At 73.9% G+C, this 16,049-nt stretch carries 15 protein-coding genes; 11 read left to right on the plus strand and 4 right to left on the minus strand.

The genetic code is table 11. The annotated features are described in order from the left end of the window. Positions 1 to 121: 121 nt before the first annotated feature. Positions 122 to 922 (minus strand): DUF3097 domain-containing protein, encoded by an 801-nt coding sequence (locus ACPXCS_RS17545; protein WP_425944984.1) that lies wholly within the window; start codon positions 920 to 922, stop codon positions 122 to 124. A gap of 31 nt (positions 923 to 953) precedes the next feature. Next, the gene (locus ACPXCS_RS17550; protein WP_425944985.1) at positions 954 to 1,685 is read right to left on the minus strand and encodes an MBL fold metallo-hydrolase; all 732 of its coding nucleotides are present in this window, start codon (positions 1,683 to 1,685) and stop codon (positions 954 to 956) included. A gap of 171 nt (positions 1,686 to 1,856) precedes the next feature. Here ACPXCS_RS17550 and hrcA point away from each other — a divergent pair, with 171 nt between their 5' ends. The 10 genes from hrcA to ACPXCS_RS17600 all read left to right on the plus strand — a co-directional run bounded on the left by hrcA (position 1,857) and on the right by ACPXCS_RS17600 (position 12,676). After that, positions 1,857 to 2,873, plus strand: a complete 1,017-nt coding sequence (gene hrcA, locus ACPXCS_RS17555; protein WP_333930650.1) for a heat-inducible transcriptional repressor HrcA — start codon at positions 1,857 to 1,859, stop codon at positions 2,871 to 2,873. Further along, entirely contained in the window at positions 2,873 to 4,009 is a 1,137-nt protein-coding gene (gene dnaJ, locus ACPXCS_RS17560) for a molecular chaperone DnaJ (protein WP_425944986.1), read from the plus strand. The genes hrcA and dnaJ overlap by 1 nt, the downstream gene beginning before the upstream one ends. A 213-nt stretch (positions 4,010 to 4,222) precedes the next feature. Next, positions 4,223 to 5,311, plus strand: coding sequence for a nitronate monooxygenase (locus tag ACPXCS_RS17565; protein ID WP_425944987.1), 1,089 nt, complete (start codon positions 4,223 to 4,225; stop codon positions 5,309 to 5,311). Then, positions 5,308 to 6,048: a 16S rRNA (uracil(1498)-N(3))-methyltransferase gene (locus ACPXCS_RS17570; RefSeq protein WP_425944988.1), complete on the plus strand. Its 741-nt coding sequence runs from the start codon at positions 5,308 to 5,310 to the stop codon at positions 6,046 to 6,048. The genes ACPXCS_RS17565 and ACPXCS_RS17570 overlap by 4 nt, the downstream gene beginning before the upstream one ends. Before the next feature lie 15 nt (positions 6,049 to 6,063). Beyond that, the gene (locus tag ACPXCS_RS17575; RefSeq protein WP_425944989.1) at positions 6,064 to 6,456 is read left to right on the plus strand and encodes a VOC family protein; all 393 of its coding nucleotides are present in this window, start codon (positions 6,064 to 6,066) and stop codon (positions 6,454 to 6,456) included. Positions 6,457 to 6,505: 49 nt separating this feature from the next. Next, a complete protein-coding gene (locus ACPXCS_RS17580) occupies positions 6,506 to 7,063 on the plus strand; it encodes a hypothetical protein (RefSeq protein ID WP_425944990.1) in 558 nt (185 codons plus the stop codon). 90 nt (positions 7,064 to 7,153) lie between these two features. Beyond that, positions 7,154 to 10,300, plus strand: a complete 3,147-nt coding sequence (locus tag ACPXCS_RS17585) for a S41 family peptidase (protein ID WP_425945384.1) — start codon at positions 7,154 to 7,156, stop codon at positions 10,298 to 10,300. 98 nt (positions 10,301 to 10,398) lie between these two features. Next, entirely contained in the window at positions 10,399 to 10,752 is a 354-nt protein-coding gene (locus ACPXCS_RS17590) for a histidine triad nucleotide-binding protein (RefSeq protein ID WP_425944991.1), read from the plus strand. 5 nt (positions 10,753 to 10,757) lie between these two features. Further along, positions 10,758 to 11,663 carry a ribonuclease Z gene (locus tag ACPXCS_RS17595; RefSeq protein WP_425944992.1) on the plus strand — a complete coding sequence of 302 codons (906 nt, stop codon included), beginning with the start codon at positions 10,758 to 10,760 and terminating at the stop codon, positions 11,661 to 11,663. Between the two features lie 20 nt (positions 11,664 to 11,683). Continuing rightward, a complete protein-coding gene (locus ACPXCS_RS17600) occupies positions 11,684 to 12,676 on the plus strand; it encodes an adenosine deaminase (protein ID WP_425944993.1) in 993 nt (330 codons plus the stop codon). A 7-nt stretch (positions 12,677 to 12,683) separates the two neighbouring features. On the opposite strand, the gene ACPXCS_RS17605 is transcribed toward ACPXCS_RS17600, so the two are convergent. Together ACPXCS_RS17605 and ACPXCS_RS17610 are read right to left on the minus strand one after the other, a co-directional pair. Further along, positions 12,684 to 13,997: an MFS transporter gene (locus tag ACPXCS_RS17605; RefSeq protein ID WP_425944994.1), complete on the minus strand. Its 1,314-nt coding sequence runs from the start codon at positions 13,995 to 13,997 to the stop codon at positions 12,684 to 12,686. A gap of 202 nt (positions 13,998 to 14,199) precedes the next feature. Beyond that, a complete protein-coding gene (locus tag ACPXCS_RS17610; RefSeq protein ID WP_425944995.1) occupies positions 14,200 to 14,982 on the minus strand; it encodes an IclR family transcriptional regulator in 783 nt (260 codons plus the stop codon). Positions 14,983 to 15,086: 104 nt separating this feature from the next. Between ACPXCS_RS17610 and ACPXCS_RS17615 the strand changes: the two genes are divergently transcribed. After that, a complete protein-coding gene (locus ACPXCS_RS17615) occupies positions 15,087 to 16,034 on the plus strand; it encodes a 5-dehydro-4-deoxyglucarate dehydratase (protein ID WP_425944996.1) in 948 nt (315 codons plus the stop codon). Positions 16,035 to 16,049 lie beyond the last annotated feature (15 nt).

Raw genomic sequence — 16,049 nt, forward strand, 5'->3', positions numbered from 1 at the left:
CCGCCGCGCCCACCCGTGCCGCCGCGCCCACCCGTGCCGCCGCGCCCACCCGTGCCGCCGCGCCCACCCGTGCCGCCGCGCCCACCCGTGCCGCCCCTCGCGGCCCGCACGCCCGCGGCGGCTACGCCGTCACGAAGTCGATCAGTTCCTCCACCCGGCCCAGCAGCTCCGGCTCCAGGTCCTTGTACGAGTGGACGCCCGACAGGATCCGCTGCCAGGCCGCGCCGGTGTTCTCCGGCCAGCCCAGGGCGCGGCAGACACCCGTCTTCCAGTCCTGGCCCCTCGGGACCCGGGGCCAGGCCTCGATGCCCAGGGACGACGGTTTCACCGCCTCCCAGATGTCGATGTACGGGTGACCCACCACCAGTGCGTGCTCGCTCGTCACCGCCCGGGCGATGCGCCACTCCTTCGAGTCCGGTACGAGGTGGTCGACCAGGACGCCCAGGCGCGCGTCGGGGCCGGGCGCGAAGCTCTCGACGATCGACGGGAGGTCGTCCACGCCCTCCAGGTACTCCACCACCACGCCCTCGACGCGCAGGTCGTCGCCCCACACCTTCTCCACCAGCTCGGCGTCGTGCCGGCCCTCGACGTAGATGCGGCCGGCGCGGGCCACGCGCGCGCGTGCGCCGGGCACCGCCACCGATCCGGAGGCCGTGCGGGCCGGGCGGGCCGCTGCACCGGAGGAGGGGCGCACCAGCGTCACCGCCCTGCCCTCCAGGAGGAAGCCGCGCGGTTCCATCGGGAACACGCGGTCCTTGCCGAAGCGGTCCTCCAGCGTCACCGTGCCGGCCTCGCAGCGCACGACCGCCCCGCAGAAACCCGTGCCCGGCTCCTCCACCACCAGGCCCGGTTCCGCCGGGACCTCGGGGACCGGCTGGGGCTTCTTCCACGGCGGGGTCAGGTCCGGAGAGTACTGGCGCATTCGGATGACGATAGGAGAAGCCGCGGGGCGATCACGGAGACACGCCGAAACGCGCCGCCAGCGCGTCCCGCTGGGCCCGGACGAACGCCGCGTCCACCACCGCTCCGTGACCGGGCACGTACAGTGCGTCGGCGCCGCCCAGCGCGAGCAGCCGGTCCAGCGCGGCCGGCCACTGCGAGGGCACCGCGTCGGGGCCGGCCTGCGGCTCGCCCGACTCCTCGACGAGGTCGCCGCAGAACACCACCTCCGGATCGCCCGGCACCAGCACCACCAGGTCGTGCGCGGTGTGCCCCGGGCCCACGTTCGCCAGCAGCACCTGGCGGCCGCCGCCCAGGTCGAGCGTCCACTCGCCGGAGACCAGGTGGTGGGGCGCGGCCAGCCGCAGCGCCGACTCCCGCGCCACGTCCTCGGCCAGGCCGTTGCGCACCGCGTCGGCGCGGAGCTCCTCGCGGTCCCGCGCCCGGGTCAGCACCGCGTCCACGCCGACCGCGCCGAACGCCTCCGCCTCCGGGAACGCCGCGGCCCCGAAGACGTGGTCGAAGTGGGGATGGGTCAGCGCGAGATGTGTCACACGGTGACCGGTGATCGACTGCGCCTGCGCGCGCACCCGCGCACCCTCGGCCGGGCTCGACCCGGCGTCGATCACCAGGACCGCGCCCTCCCCGGCGACCAGCCCCGCCGTGCAGTCCCACACCGGCAGCCGGCACCGGCCCACCCCGGCGGCCAGGCGCTCCCATCCGGCCTCTTCCCAAGTCACCGTCATACGGCGACGCTAGCCGTGCGGCCCGCCCGGGGCACGACCGCGCACGACCAGCCTTGCCGGGGGCGTACCCCACCGCCGTACACTGGGCCGGGGAACATTGGCACTCGCACGAGCAGAGTGCCAGGCCGTGAACGGCGGGCCACGGGCGGACGACTTCTGGAGGTGTGCGCGATGCTCAGTGAACGCAGGCTTCAGGTGCTGCGCGCCATCGTCCAGGACTACGTCGGCACCGAGGAGCCGGTCGGCTCCAAGGCCCTCACCGAGCGGCACAACCTCGGCGTCTCCCCGGCGACCGTCCGCAACGACATGGCGGCCCTGGAGGACGAGGGATACATCGCCCAGCCGCACACCAGTGCCGGGCGCATCCCCACCGACAAGGGCTACCGCCTGTTCGTGGACAAGCTCGCCGGCGTCAAGCCCATGACCGCACCCGAGCGGCGCGCGATCCAGAACTTCCTGGAGGGCGCCGTCGACCTCGACGACGTCGTGGCGCGCACGGTGCGGCTGCTCGCGCAGCTCACGCGCCAGGTCGCCGTCGTGCAGTACCCGTCGCTCACCCGGTCCACCGTGCGCCACGTGGAGCTGCTCTCCCTGGCGCCCGCGCGGGTGATGCTCGTGCTGATCACGGACACCGGCCGGGTCGAGCAGCGGGTGGTCGACTGCCCGGCGCCCTTCGGCGAGGCCTCGCTCGCGGATCTGCGGGCGCGGCTCAACAGCCGGGTGGCGAACCGCCGTTTCGCGGATGTGCCGGGTCTGGTGGAGGATCTCCCGGAGGCTTTCGAGCACGAGGACCGGGGTACGGTCTCCACGGTGCTCTCCACACTCCTGGAGACGCTCGTCGAGGAGAACGAGGAGCGGCTGATGATCGGCGGCACCGCCAATCTGACCCGCTTCGGTCATGACTTCCCCCTCACGATCCGGCCGGTGCTGGAGGCGCTGGAGGAGCAGGTCGTGCTCCTCAAGCTGCTCGGCGAGGCGAAGGATCCGGGCGTGACCGTCCGTATCGGTCACGAGAACGCCCACGAAGGACTCAACTCCACGTCCGTCGTGTCGGTCGGCTACGGTTCGGGCGGCGAGGCAGTCGCCAAGCTCGGCGTGGTCGGACCGACCCGCATGGACTACCCGGGAACGATGGGAGCGGTACGCGCAGTGGCACGGTACGTCGGACAGATCCTGGCGGAGTCGTAGTGGCCACCGACTACTACGCCGTACTCGGCGTGCGCCGCGACGCGTCGCAGGAAGAGATCAAGAAGGCCTTCCGGCGGCTCGCCCGCGAGCTGCACCCGGACGTCAACCCCGATCCGAAGACCCAGGAGCGGTTCAAGGAGATCAACGCCGCTTACGAGGTGCTGTCGGACCCGCAGAAGAAGCAGGTCTACGACCTCGGCGGCGACCCGCTCTCGCAGTCCGGCGGCGCCGGCGCGGGCGGCTTCGGAGCCGGTGGCTTCGGGAACTTCTCGGACATCATGGACGCCTTCTTCGGCACGGCGTCGCAGCGCGGACCGCGCTCGCGCACCCGCCGCGGCCAGGACGCGATGATCCGTATCGAGATCGAGCTCGACGAGGCCGCCTTCGGTACGACCAAGGACATCCAGGTCGACACGGCCGTCGTCTGCAACACCTGCAACGGCGAGGGCGCGGCCCCGGGCACCTCCGCGCAGACGTGTGACATGTGCCGCGGCCGCGGTGAGGTGTCGCAGGTGACCCGGTCCTTCCTGGGCCAGGTCATGACGTCCCGCCCGTGCCCCCAGTGCCAGGGCTTCGGCACGGTCGTCCCGACGCCGTGCCCCGAGTGCGCGGGCGACGGCCGCGTCAGGTCCCGCCGCACGCTCACGGTCAAGATCCCGGCCGGTGTGGACAACGGCACGCGCATCCAGCTCGCGGGCGAGGGCGAGGTCGGGCCCGGCGGCGGTCCGGCCGGTGACCTCTACGTCGAGATCCACGAGCTGCCCCACGCGCAGTTCCAGCGCCGCGGCGACGACCTCCACTGCACGGTCACGCTCCCGATGACGGCGGCGGCCCTGGGCACGAAGGTGCCGCTGGAGACGCTCGACGGCATGGAGGAGGTCGACATCCGCCCGGGCACCCAGTCCGGCCAGTCGATCCCGCTGCACGGCCGGGGCGTCACGCACCTGCGCGGCGGCGGACGCGGCGACCTGATCGTCCACGTCGAGGTCCAGACACCGACCAAGCTCGACCCCGAGCAGGAGCGCCTGCTGCGCGAACTGTCCAAGCTCCGCGGCGAGGAACGGCCGACCGGCCAGTTCCAGCCCGGCCAGCAGGGGCTGTTCTCGCGGCTGAAGGACGCGTTCAACGGTCGCTGAGGCGGAAGCCCGGGGGCTGCCGGGGGTCCGGGGGTCGCCCCCCGGGTCGGCACGGTCAGCCCGGTCGGCAGGGGCTGTTCTCGCGGCTGAAGGACGCGTTCAACGGTCGCTGGGGCCGGTCGCGCCGGGGGTGCGGAAGCGGTAGTTCCTCTGGTCTATGCCACACGGCAGGCCGGTTTCGGAGTTGTCCGGAGGACGTGACAACATGCGGTCATGTCCTCCGCACTGACCGATCTCTTCCCGCTCCCGATCGTGCAGGCCCCCATGGCGGGCGGCGTCTCCGTGCCGAAGCTCGCCGCCGCCGTGTGCGAAGCGGGCGGGCTCGGCTTCCTCGCCGCCGGGTACAAGACCGCCGACGGGATGTACCAGGAGATCAAGCAGCTGAGGAGCCTCACCGGCCGGCCCTTCGGGGTCAACCTCTTCATGCCGCAGCCGGAGTACGCCGACCCCGCCGCCGTCGACGTCTACGCCCACCAGCTGGCCGGCGAGGCCACCTGGTACGAGGCCGAGCTCGGCGATCCGGAGAGCGGCCGGGACGACGGCTACGAGACCAAGCTCACGGTGCTGCGCGACAACCCCGTCCCGGTGGTGTCGTTCCACTTCGGCGTCCCCCACCGCGAGGTCGTCGACACCCTGCACCGCGTCGGCACCTTCGTCCTGGCCACCGCCACCACCCCCGACGAGGCCCGGGCCGTCGAGCGGGCCGGGGCGGACGCCGTCATCGCGCAGGGCGTCGAGGCCGGCGGCCACCAGGGCACCCACCGGGACGTCCCCGAGACCGACGGCTCCGGCCTCGGGCTGCTGACCCTGGTCGCGCAGATCCGGGAGGCCGTCGGCATCCCGATCATCGCCGCCGGCGGCATCATGCGCGGCGGCCAGATCGCCGGACTCCTCGCGGCCGGCGCGTCCGCGGCCCAGCTGGGCACGGCCTTCCTCGCCACCCACGAATCCGGCGCGCACGCCCTGCACAAGCAGGCGCTGACCAACCCCCTGTTCGTGCGCACGGAGCTGACCCGGGCCTTCTCGGGCCGTCCGGCGCGCGGGCTCGTCAACCGGTTCCTGCGCGAGCACGGCCCGTACGCGCCCGCCGCCTACCCGGAGATCCACCACCTGACCTCGCCGCTGCGCAAGGCCGCCGCCAAGGCCGGGGACGCGCAGGGCATGGCGCTGTGGGCCGGGCAGGGGCACCGGATGGCGCGGGAGCTGCCCGCGGGGCAGCTGGTGGAGGTGCTGGCCGGTGAACTCGCCGCCGCCCGGACAGCGTTGTCGGGCGGGGGCGTCCCGGGCGGAGGCCTGCGATGACCGCGCCGGTGTTCGTCGTCGAGCACTTCGACGCGGGCGGCGGCGGACGGTACGTGCTGGACGGGCCGGAAGGGCGGCACGCCGTCTCCGTGAAGCGGCTGCGGGCCGGGGAGGACGTCGTCCTCACGGACGGGGCCGGGCGCTGGGCGGACTGCGTGGTGCTCGGCACCGAGGGCAAGGACCGGCTGATCGTCCAGCTGGACTCGGTGGGCGAGGAGCCGCCCGAGCAGCCGCGGGTGACCGTCGTACAGGCACTGCCCAAGGGCGACCGCGGTGAACTGGCCGTCGAGACCATGAGCGAGGTCGGCGTCGACGCCGTCGTGCCCTGGGCGGCGGCCCGCTGCATCACGCAGTGGAAGGGCGAGCGCGGGGCGAAGGCGCTCGCCAAGTGGCGGGCCACCGCCCGGGAGGCCGGCAAGCAGGCGCGCCGGGTGCGTTTCGCGGAGGTCGCCGACGCGGCCACGACCAAGCAGGTCGCCGCACTGCTGCGGCAGGCCGACTTCGCCGCCGTGCTCCACGAGAGCGGCGAGGAACCGCTGGCGACGGCCGAGGTGCCGACGGCCGGCGAGATCGTCCTGGTCGTGGGACCCGAGGGGGGTGTGGCGCCGGAGGAACTGGCGCTGTTCGCCGAGGCGGGGGCCGGGGCGTATCGCCTCGGGCGCAGTGTGCTGCGCACATCGACGGCAGGGACGGCGGCCGCCGCCGTCCTGCTGGCCCGTACCGGCCGCTGGTCCTGACCCCCTGGAGGCACCGTGGAACTCGCCCAAGTACGCCTGCTCGTCACCGACTTCGCCGCGTGTTACCGGTTCTACGGCGACGTCCTCGGCCTCAAGCCGCAGTCGGGCGCGGCCGAGGGCCCGTACGAGAAGTTCAGTCCCGCGGTCGGCTCCGCGGGGATCGCGCTGCAGGACCGGTCGATGATGGCCGAGGTGCTCGGCGAGGTGGGGGAACCGGCCGCCGGGCACCGGTCCCTGGTGGTGCTGCGGGTGGACGCGCTGGACGCGTACTGCGAGGAGATCACGCTGCGCGGCGGCACGGTCCTGCACGGTCCGGCGCCCCTGACCGACCGGATGCGGGTCGCCCATCTCAAGGACCCCGAGGGCAACTTGGTGGAGCTCCAAGAGTGGCTGCTGCTGCGCGGTTGACGCCTTTGCGCCCTACCGCGCCGCCCCCGTCGGTGGCAGGCTGCCCTCCATGGGGGCTTCGAGGAGGTTTCGACGGGGGCCGCGCGGCCGGCGGGCTGCTGTCGCGGCGGTGTTCGCGGTCGTCGCCGTGGGCGGCACCGTCGCCTGCGAGCCGGGCGACGGCATCGGTTCCGCGGCCGTGGCGTACACCACCGACGAGGTGGTGACCAAGGAACTCGACCGCCAGAAGGCGGGCGTGCGCTGGCTCAGCTGCACCGCGTCCTACGGCGACAGCGGCAAGAACACCAAGGCGTCGCCCTCGGCGAGCGAGAGGACCGTCGCGGCCGTCGACTGCCAGGGCGAGACCGACGACGGCAAGGACATCACCGTCGACGGCAAGGTGACCCACGCGGTGGACGGCGCCTGTGTGCGCGGGAACATCACCGCCAAGGTGGACGGCAAGGTCTGGTTCCGGGTCGACGGGCTCGGCGACTGCAACGCCACCAGCCCGCCCCCGGTGGGCGGCGGACCGGGCAACGACGGGCCGGGGGCCACGGTCACGGTGACCGTCACGCAGACCATCTGGTGCGACCGGTACCCGGACTGCCGCCCGGTCGAGGGCAAGTGATCGGAACCCTGTCCGCGCGGCGCCCTCCCTGCATAGGGTGATCAGGTGACATCGCCTGCTTATCTCCGGTTCCCGCACGTGCACGGCGACCTGGTCGCCTTCACCGCCGAGGACGACGTGTGGCTCGCGCCGCTCGACGGCGGGCGGGCCTGGCGGGTCAGCGCCGACAACACGCCGGTGACCCACCCCCGTGTCTCGCCCGACGGCACCACCGTCGCCTGGACCTCCACCCGGGACGGCGCCCCCGAGGTGCTCGTCGCCCCGGTCGACGGCGGTCCCGCCAAGCGCCTGACCCACTGGGGCAGTTCGAGGACGCAGGTGCGCGGCTGGACCCCCGGCGGCGAGGTCCTGGCGATCAGCTCGCAGGGGCAGGCCAGCCTGCGCCGCACCTGGGCGCGTGCCGTCCCGCTGGACGGCGGCCCGGCCGCCGCCCTGCCGTACGGGCCGGTCGGCGACGTGGCGTTCGGGCCGCACACGGTGCTGCTGTCCGCGCCGATGGGGCGCGAGGCGGCCTGGTGGAAGCGGTACCGGGGCGGTACGGCGGGCAAGTTGTGGATCGACCGCGAGGGCGAGGGCACCTTCGTCCGGCTGCACGAGGACCTCGACGGCAACATCGAGTACCCGCTGTGGGTGGGGGACCGGGTCGCGTTCCTCTCCGACCACGAGGGCACGGGCGCGCTCTACTCGTCCCTCGCCGACGGCTCGGACCTGCGCCGCCACACCCCGCTCGACGGGTTCTACGCCCGGCACGCCGCGACCGACGGCACCCGGGTGGTGTACTCCAGCGCCGGTGAACTCCACCTGCTGGACGACCTGGACGGGGCCGAGCCGCGCCGGCTCGAGGTGCGGCTGGGCGGGCAGCGCGCCGACCTGCAGCCGTTCGCTGTGAACGCCGCCCGCTGGTTCGGCTCGGCGTCCCCGGACCACACCGCGCGCGGCAGCGCCGTCTCCGTACGCGGCACCGTCCACTGGGTCACCCACCGCTCGGGCCCGGCCCGGGCGCTGGCCGCGACGCCCGGCGTACGGGCCCGGCTGCCGCGGGCGTTCCGCGCGGACGGCGAGGAGTGGGTGGTGTGGGTGACGGACGCCGAGGGCGACGACGCCCTGGAGTTCGCGCCCGCCACCGGCCTCGCCCCGGGCGCGACCCCGCGCCGGCTCGCCGCCGGACAGCTCGGCAGGGTGCTGGACCTCGCGGTGGCCCCCGACGGCAGCCGGGTGGCCGTGGCCTCCCACGACGGGCGGCTGCTGCTCGTGGAGCGGGAGACCGGCGAGGTGCGGGAGGTGGACCGCAGCGAGGACGGGGACGTCTCGGGGCTGGTCTTCTCGCCCGACTCGGCCTGGCTGGCCTGGTCCCACCCCGGCCCGCGGCCGCTGAGCCAGCTCAGGCTCGCCAACACCACCGACCTGTCGGTCACCGAGGCGACCCCGCTGCGCTTCCAGGACTACGCGCCCGCGTTCACCGCGGACGGCAAGCACCTCGCGTTCCTGTCGACCCGCTCCTTCGACCCGGTCTACGACGAGCACGTCTTCGACCTGGCCTTCGTCGAGGGCGCCCGGCCGCACCTCATCACGCTCGCGGCCACGACCCCGTCGCCGTTCGGGCCGCAGCGGCACGGCCGGTCCTTCGAGACGCCCGACCGGGAGGAGACCCCGGACAGCGAGGGCGCCCCCACCACCCGGATCGACCTGGAGGGCCTCGCCGACCGCATCGTGCCGTTCCCGGTCGAGGCCGCCCGCTACTCCAACCTGCGGGCCGCCAAGGACGGGGTGCTGTGGCTGCGCCACCCGGTCGCCGGGGTGCTCGGCGCCTCCCGGGCCACCCCCGACGACCCCGAGCCCAAGACCGAGCTGGAGCGCTACGACCTCGTTCAGCAGCGGGTCGAGCATCTCGCCGTGGACGCCGACCACTTCGAGGTCAGCGGCGACGGCAAGCGGGTGCTGCTGTGGACCGACGGACGGCTGAAGGTCGTCCCCAGTGACCGGCGCGCCTCCGGCGACGACGACAGCGACAGCAACATCACCGTCGACCTGAGCCGGGTCCGCCAGATGATCGACCCCGCCGCCGAGTGGCGGCAGATGTTCGACGAGGCCGGCCGCATCATGCGGGACCACTTCTGGCGGCCGGACATGAGCGGCGTCGACTGGAGCGGCGTCCTCGACCGCTACCGCCCGGTCCTGGAGCGGCTCGCCACCCACGACGACCTCGTCGACCTGCTGTGGGAGGTGCAGGGCGAACTCGGCACGTCCCACGCCTACGTCACCCCGCGCGGCGGCTCCGGCCGCGGCCCCCGCCAGGGCCTGCTCGGCGCCGACCTCTCCCGCCACGAGGACGGCACCTGGCGCGTGGACCGCATCCTGCCCTCGGAGACCTCCGACCCGGACGCCCGCAGCCCGCTGGCCGCACCCGGCGTCGCGGTACGGCCCGGGGACGCCGTGGTGGCGGTCGCCGGACAGCCCGTCGACCCCGTCACCGGACCGGGCCCGCTGCTGATCGGCACGGCCGGCAAGCCGGTGGAGCTGACCATCTCCCCGTCCGGCGGCGGCGAGCCGCGGCACGCCGTCGTCGTCCCGGTCGCCGACGAGGAACCGCTGCGCTACCACGCCTGGGTCGCCGACCGCCGCGCCTACGTCCACGAGAAGTCCGGCGGCCGCCTCGGCTACCTCCACGTCCCCGACATGCAGGCGCCCGGCTGGGCCCAGATCCACCGCGACCTGCGCGTGGAGGTGGCCCGCGAGGGCCTGGTGGTCGACGTCCGCGAGAACCGCGGCGGGCACACCTCGCAGCTGGTGGTGGAGAAACTGGCCCGCCGCGTCGTCGGCTGGGACCTGCCCCGCGGCATGCGCGCCGAGAGCTATCCGCGCGACGCGCCCCGCGGCCCGGTCGTCGCCGTCGCCAACGAGTTCTCCGGCTCCGACGGCGACATCGTCAACGCCGCGATCAAGGCGCTCGGCATCGGCCCGGTGGTCGGCACCCGCACCTGGGGCGGCGTCATCGGCATCGACAGCCGCTACCGCCTGGTCGACGGCACCCTGGTCACGCAGCCGAAGTACGCGTTCTGGCTGGAGGGCTACGGGTGGGGCGTGGAGAACCACGGGGTGGACCCGGACGTGGAAGTGGTGCAGAGCCCGCAGGACCACGCGGCGGGCCGGGACCCCCAACTGGACGAGGCCATCCGCATGGCGCTGGAGAGCCTGGAGACGGCACCGGCGAAAACGCCTCCGGGCCTGCCCGGTTGACCGGCACCGGCAAGGTCGGGACCAGCCACGGAGTACCCGCACCCGACGACGATACGATGCCCGAGTCGGACCGTATTCGGCCAACCCCCGGAGGGAAAATGGCAGGGGAACCCCAGGACGACTGCCTGTTCTGCAAGATCGTCGCGGGCACCGTCCCGGCGACGATCGTCCGCCGGACGGAGACGACCCTCGCGTTTCGCGACATCAACCCCCAGGCACCCACCCACGTCCTCGTGATCCCCAAGGCCCACTACGAGAACGCCGGTGCCCTCGCCGCCGCCGACCCGGCCCTCACCGCGGACGTGCTCCGCGAGGCCCAGGCCGTCGCGGACGAGGAGAAGCTCGACAGCTACCGCCTGGTCTTCAACACCGGCAGCGGCTCCGGCCAGACCGTCTGGCACGTCCACGGCCACGTGATCGGCGGCCGCGGCCTCGAATGGCCCCCGGGATAGCCGCTGTGTCCGTACGCGAACTCGTCGTCCTCGGCACCGCCAGCCAGGTCCCGACCCGGCACCGCAACCACAACGGCTACCTGCTGCGCTGGGACGGCGAGGGCATCCTGTTCGACCCCGGCGAGGGCACGCAGCGTCAGATGCTGCGCGCCGGGGTCGCCGCGCACGACCTGAACCGGATCTGCGTCACGCACTTCCACGGCGACCACAGCCTCGGCCTCGCCGGTGTGATCCAGCGCATCAACCTCGACAAGGTCCCGCACCCGGTCACCGCCCACTATCCGCGCTCCGGGCAGCGCTTCTTCGACCGGCTCCGGTACGCCACCGCCTACCGCGAGACCGTCGGCATCACCGAGGCGCCGGTCGACACCGACGGGTCCCTCGCCCGCACCGGCGGCTACACCCTGGAGGCCCGCAGGCTGTCGCACCCGGTGGAGTCCTACGGCTACCGGCTCGTCGAGCCCGACGGCCGCCGCATGCTGCCCGAGCGGCTCGCCGCGCACGGCGTGCGGGGCCCGGACGTGGGCCGGATCCAGCGCGAGGGATCACTCGGCGGGGTCTCGCTGGAGGACGTCAGCGAGGTGCGGCGCGGGCAGCGGTTCGCGTTCGTCATGGACACCCGGCTCTGCGACGGCGTGTACGCGCTGGCCGAGGGCTGCGACCTGCTGGCCATCGAGTCGACGTTCCTCGACGAGGACGAGGAACTCGCCGTCGAGCACGGCCATCTGACGGCAGGTCAGGCGGCCCGGGTGGCGCGGGAGAGCGGGGTGCGGCACCTGGTGCTCACCCACTTCAGCCAGCGCTACACCGAGCCGGACGAGTTCGAGCGGCAGGCGCGGGCCGCCGGGTACGAGGGCGAGCTGACCGTGGCCCACGACCTCCTGCGGGTGCCGGTTCCGAAGCGACGGTGAAACGCCCGTACGATGCATTGATGCCCATCCCCAAAGCCGAACTGCACCTTCATATCGAAGGCACCCTGGAACCGGAACTCGCCTTCGAGCTCGCCACGCGCAACGGCCTCACCCTGCCCTACGCCGACACGGACGAACTGCGCGAGGCCTACCGCTTCGACGACCTCCAGTCGTTCCTGAACCTGTACTACGAGCTCATGGCCGTGCTGCGCACCGAGCGGGACTTCGAGGACCTGGCGAACGAGTACCTGGCCCGGGCCGCCGCCCAGGGCGTGCGGCACGCGGAGATCTTCTTCGACCCGCAGGCCCACACCAGCCGCGGTCTGGAGCTCGGCACGGTCGTCGAGGGGCTGTGGCGGGCGCTGGGAAGGAGCCAGGACAACCACGGCGTCTCGACCCGGCTGATCCTGTGCTTCCTGCGCGACGAGTCCGCCGAGTCGGCCCTGGCGACCCTGGAGGCGGCCAGGCCCCACCTGGACCGGATCACCGGCGTCGGGCTGGACTCGGCCGAGGTCGGGCACCCGCCGGCGAAGTTCCGCGAGGTCTACGAGGCCGCCGCCGCGCTGGGCCTGCGGCGGGTCGCCCACGCGGGCGAGGAGGGGCCGCCGGAGTACATCACCGAGGCGCTGGACGTGCTCGGCGTCGAGCGGGTCGACCACGGGCTGCGCTGCGTGGAGGACCCGGCGCTGGTCGAGCGGCTGGTGCGGGACCGGGTGCCGCTGACGCTGTGCCCCCTGTCGAACGTCCGGCTGCGCACCGTGGACACCCTCGCCGACCACCCGCTGCCCGCCATGCTGGAGGCGAGCCTGCTGTGCACGGTCAACTCCGACGACCCGGCCTACTTCGGCGGATACGCCGGTGACAACTTCGACGCGGTGCGCGAGAGTCTCGGCCTCGGCCGGGAGCGGCTGCGCGAGCTCGCCCGCAACTCCTTCCTCGCCTCCTTCCTGGAGGACGACGAGGAACTGCGGGCGCGCTACCTCGCCGAGGTCGAGGCCTACACCTTCGGCTAGCCGGGCCTCACCGGGCCTCCGACCCCGCCTTGCCGTAGGCGCGCTGGGCGGGGACGGCCGGGGTCTCCACCTCGATCTCCACCACCGGCTGCTCCGGGGCGCCGATCTCGGGGACCGCGCCGGTCGGGGTGCCGGTGGCGGCGGCGACCAGGGCGGCCGGGTGCCCGCCGCGGCGGCGGATCGCGCCGGCCAGCAGCGGACGTCCGCCGGTGTGCAGGGCGACGGCGGTCATCGGCAGCGCGATCACCAGCAGACCGGCGCCGAGGACCAGGCCCATCACCGGGAACCCGGCCTGCGCCGACAGCACGCTGCCGGTGAGCGGTCCGGCGGCCGTGCCCAGCGAGGACGCCGAGCCGACCAGCACCGCCCACCGTCCGCGCGGGTCGAGCGAGGCGGCCAGCCCGATCAGGTACGACAGCACCACCGGGTACAGCGTGTTCCAGGCGATCTCCCCGGCCGCGAAGCTCCCGAGGCCGGTCGCGGACGCGCTCAGGACGATGCAGCCGGCGATCAGCACCGTGCCCAGGCCGATCGGCACCGCCCGGCCGAGCCGCGCACCGAGCGCGCCCGCCGCGAGGACACCGGCCAGCCCGGCGCCCAGCGCCACGGCGAACACCACACCGACGGTGGCCTCCCCGAGGTGGGCCTGCTCCAGCCCGATGCGCCCGCTCACGCCCCACAGGGAGTTCTGGGCGAGCGACCAGCAGACCATGGCGGCCGCCAGCACCAGGCCGGAACGGGCGTGCGGCAGCCGGGCCCGCTCCCGCCTGCCCGCCGGCACGGCGGGCGTGCCGGCGGGCAGGCCGGCGGTGAGCGGCCACACGGTCAGGGCCGTCAGGGCGATCGCGGACAGCGGCAGGCCGTGGCCCGGGCCGAGGTGCGGAACCGTCAGATACACGGTGCCCGCGAGGGCGGAGACGCTGAGCAGCCCGGCGGTGGAGGCCCGGTGCGGGTCCTTCTGGGCGGCGATGAGCGTGGCGGCGACGGTGGTGGCGGTGCCGGAGCCGAAGCCGCCGACCATCGCGCCGGCGACGACGGCCGGGACGGCGGTGCTCAGCGCGGCACCGCCGTAGCCGAGCACGGCCAGCACGAGACCGAGCCGGGCGAGGGTGCGGGCGCCGATCCGCTCCACCCTGGAGGCCAGGGCGAATCCGGCGGCGGCCGAACTCAGCAGCAGCGCGCTGCCGACGGCACCGGCCTGCGTGGCGGAGAGCGGAAGGGCCGAGTCGAGCCGGCCGACGGTGGTCGGCAGCAGATACGGGGCGAGGTACCCGGCCGTGAAAAGGGCGACGAGGGGCCAGGGGGTGGTGCGGGCGAACACGGGCGTTCCCAAGGCATGCGAAAGGAGCGGCAGATGAGGGGGAGGGCGACGACCGTCGACGGACAGGAACGCGCGGGCAATTTGTATCAAGCAAGTACCCGGACCCGGGAGCCCGGGGGATGTGATGTGGAGCACGTTGCGTTTGGGGTGGTGAAGCCCGGGTAAACGAGCGCTTCTCGCAGGGTGAGGCGCGCGTGCTCCGCTAGCGCCAGTGCACCGATCCGGCCCCCGTGGGCACCGTCGCCTCGATCTTCGCCCGGATCTCCCGCATTACGGCGACGATCCGCTCCTCGTGCCCGGGGGTGAGCCGGGCGACCGGCACCGAGCAGCTGATCGCGTCCTGCGCGGGGGTGTCGTAGCGCAGCGCGAACCCGAAGCCGACGATGCCGGGCACGCCCTCCTCGCGGTCCACGGACCAGCCGCGGTCCCGGACGCGCCGGAGGTCGGCCGCCAGGGACGCCCGGCTGGTGTGCGAGTTCGGGGTGAGCGCCTCGTACGGCCCCTCGGGCAGCTCCTCGTCCGGGCGTTCGGCCAGCAGCGCCTTGCCGAGCGCGCCGGCGTGCGCGGGCAGGCGCCGCCCCACCCGGCTGATCGTCCTGAGGTACTCGTGGGACTCGCGTGTGGCCAGGTAGGCCACGTCCCGGCCGTCCAGCCGGCCCAGGTGGATGGTCTCGCCGAGCGCGTCCGACGCCTCGTCGAGATACGGCCGCACCACCCGGACCCGGGGGTCGGAGTCGAGGTAGCTCGTGCCGGTGAGCAGGGCGTGGATGCCGATGCCGTACAGCGAGCCGGTGACGTCGGTGCGGACCCAGCCGCGTGAGATCAGGGTCTGCAGCAGCGCGTACATCGAGCTGCGCGGCACGCCGAGTTCGCCGGCCAGCTCCTGCAGCCGGGCCGGGCGGTCGCCGCGCGCCGCGAGGAGTTCCAGCAGCTCGACCGTGCGCGCCGCGGACTTCACCTCGCGCACGCCCCCTGTCTCCGACATGGGCCGATCGTAATCGGCCCGGGCCGCCCGCCGTGCCCGGTTGACGGCCCCTGTTCGGCTACCTAACCTTCATTCTCATACATGGATGACGTCTACATAAGGAGATGACCGTGAGCGGTGGACCGGTGGCGGTCGCGCAGCGGCTGCGGGACGGCATGGCGGGCGGCGTGCTGTCGTTCCCGCTGACCAGCTTCCGCGACGACGGCACCCTCGACCCGGACGGATTCCGCCGCTACGTCGCCGAGCGGCTGGCCGCCGCGCCCGGCGCCGTCTTCCCCGCCTGCGGCACCGGCGAGTTCTTCTCGCTGGACGAGGACGAGTACCGGCAGGTCGTCGCCATCACCGTGGAGGAGGCGGCCGGGCGCGTCCCCGTCGTCGCGGGCACCGGCTACGGCTGGGCGCAGGCCGTGCGGTTCGCGCGCATCGCCGAGGACGCCGGAGCCGACGCGCTCCTCGTCCTGCCGCACTACCTCGTCGCCGCCCCGCAGGACGGCCTGGTCGCCCAGCTGGAGGAGATCGCCGCCCGCACCCCGCTGCCCCTGATCGCCTACCAGCGCGGCCAGGTCTCCTTCACCGCCGAGTCGCTCCGGCGCGTCGCCGCCCTGCCCGGTGTCATCGGCCTCAAGGACGGCCACAGCGACCTCGACCGGCTGCAACGCCTCACCCTCGCCGCACCCGAGGACTTCCTGTTCTTCAACGGGGCCGCCACCGCCGAGATCCAGGCCCGCGCCTACGCCGCCGTCGGCGTCCCGGCCTACTCCTCCGCCGTCCACGCCTTCGCGCCCGAGATCGCCGACGCCTTCTTCACCGCCCTGCGCGACGGCGACCACGGCACGGTCGACGAACTGCTGCGCGACTTCTACGTCCCGCTCGTCGAACTGCGCGACCGCGTCCCCGGGTACGCCGTGTCCCTGGTGAAGGCCGCGGCCCGGCTGCGCGGCCATGCCGTGGGCCCCGTGCGCGCCCCGCTCACCGACCCCTCGCCCGCCGACCTCGCGGCCCTCGACGCCCTCCTGCGCTCCGGACTCGACCTGGTGGGAGCCGCCCTGTGAACCACACGCCCCCCG

It is taken from the genome of Streptomyces sp. DT190, assembly GCF_049846985.1.
GTDB lineage: Bacteria > Actinomycetota > Actinomycetes > Streptomycetales > Streptomycetaceae > Streptomyces.

What these genes read in the sequence shown, in the direction of transcription:
- ACPXCS_RS17610 (WP_425944995.1), bottom strand. Translation starts at nt 14,982, where the DNA reads ATGTCGGAGACAGGGGGCGTGCGCGAGGTGAAGTCCGCGGCGCGCACG.
- ACPXCS_RS17570 (WP_425944988.1), top strand. Translation starts at nt 5,308, where the DNA reads ATGACCGCGCCGGTGTTCGTCGTCGAGCACTTCGACGCGGGCGGCGGC.
- ACPXCS_RS17565 (WP_425944987.1), top strand. Translation starts at nt 4,223, where the DNA reads ATGTCCTCCGCACTGACCGATCTCTTCCCGCTCCCGATCGTGCAGGCC.
- hrcA (WP_333930650.1), top strand. Translation starts at nt 1,857, where the DNA reads ATGCTCAGTGAACGCAGGCTTCAGGTGCTGCGCGCCATCGTCCAGGAC.
- ACPXCS_RS17615 (WP_425944996.1), top strand. Translation starts at nt 15,087, where the DNA reads ATGACCGTGAGCGGTGGACCGGTGGCGGTCGCGCAGCGGCTGCGGGAC.
- ACPXCS_RS17580 (WP_425944990.1), top strand. Translation starts at nt 6,506, where the DNA reads ATGGGGGCTTCGAGGAGGTTTCGACGGGGGCCGCGCGGCCGGCGGGCT.
- ACPXCS_RS17545 (WP_425944984.1), bottom strand. Translation starts at nt 922, where the DNA reads ATGCGCCAGTACTCTCCGGACCTGACCCCGCCGTGGAAGAAGCCCCAG.
- ACPXCS_RS17600 (WP_425944993.1), top strand. Translation starts at nt 11,684, where the DNA reads ATGCCCATCCCCAAAGCCGAACTGCACCTTCATATCGAAGGCACCCTG.
- ACPXCS_RS17550 (WP_425944985.1), bottom strand. Translation starts at nt 1,685, where the DNA reads ATGACGGTGACTTGGGAAGAGGCCGGATGGGAGCGCCTGGCCGCCGGG.
- ACPXCS_RS17590 (WP_425944991.1), top strand. Translation starts at nt 10,399, where the DNA reads ATGGCAGGGGAACCCCAGGACGACTGCCTGTTCTGCAAGATCGTCGCG.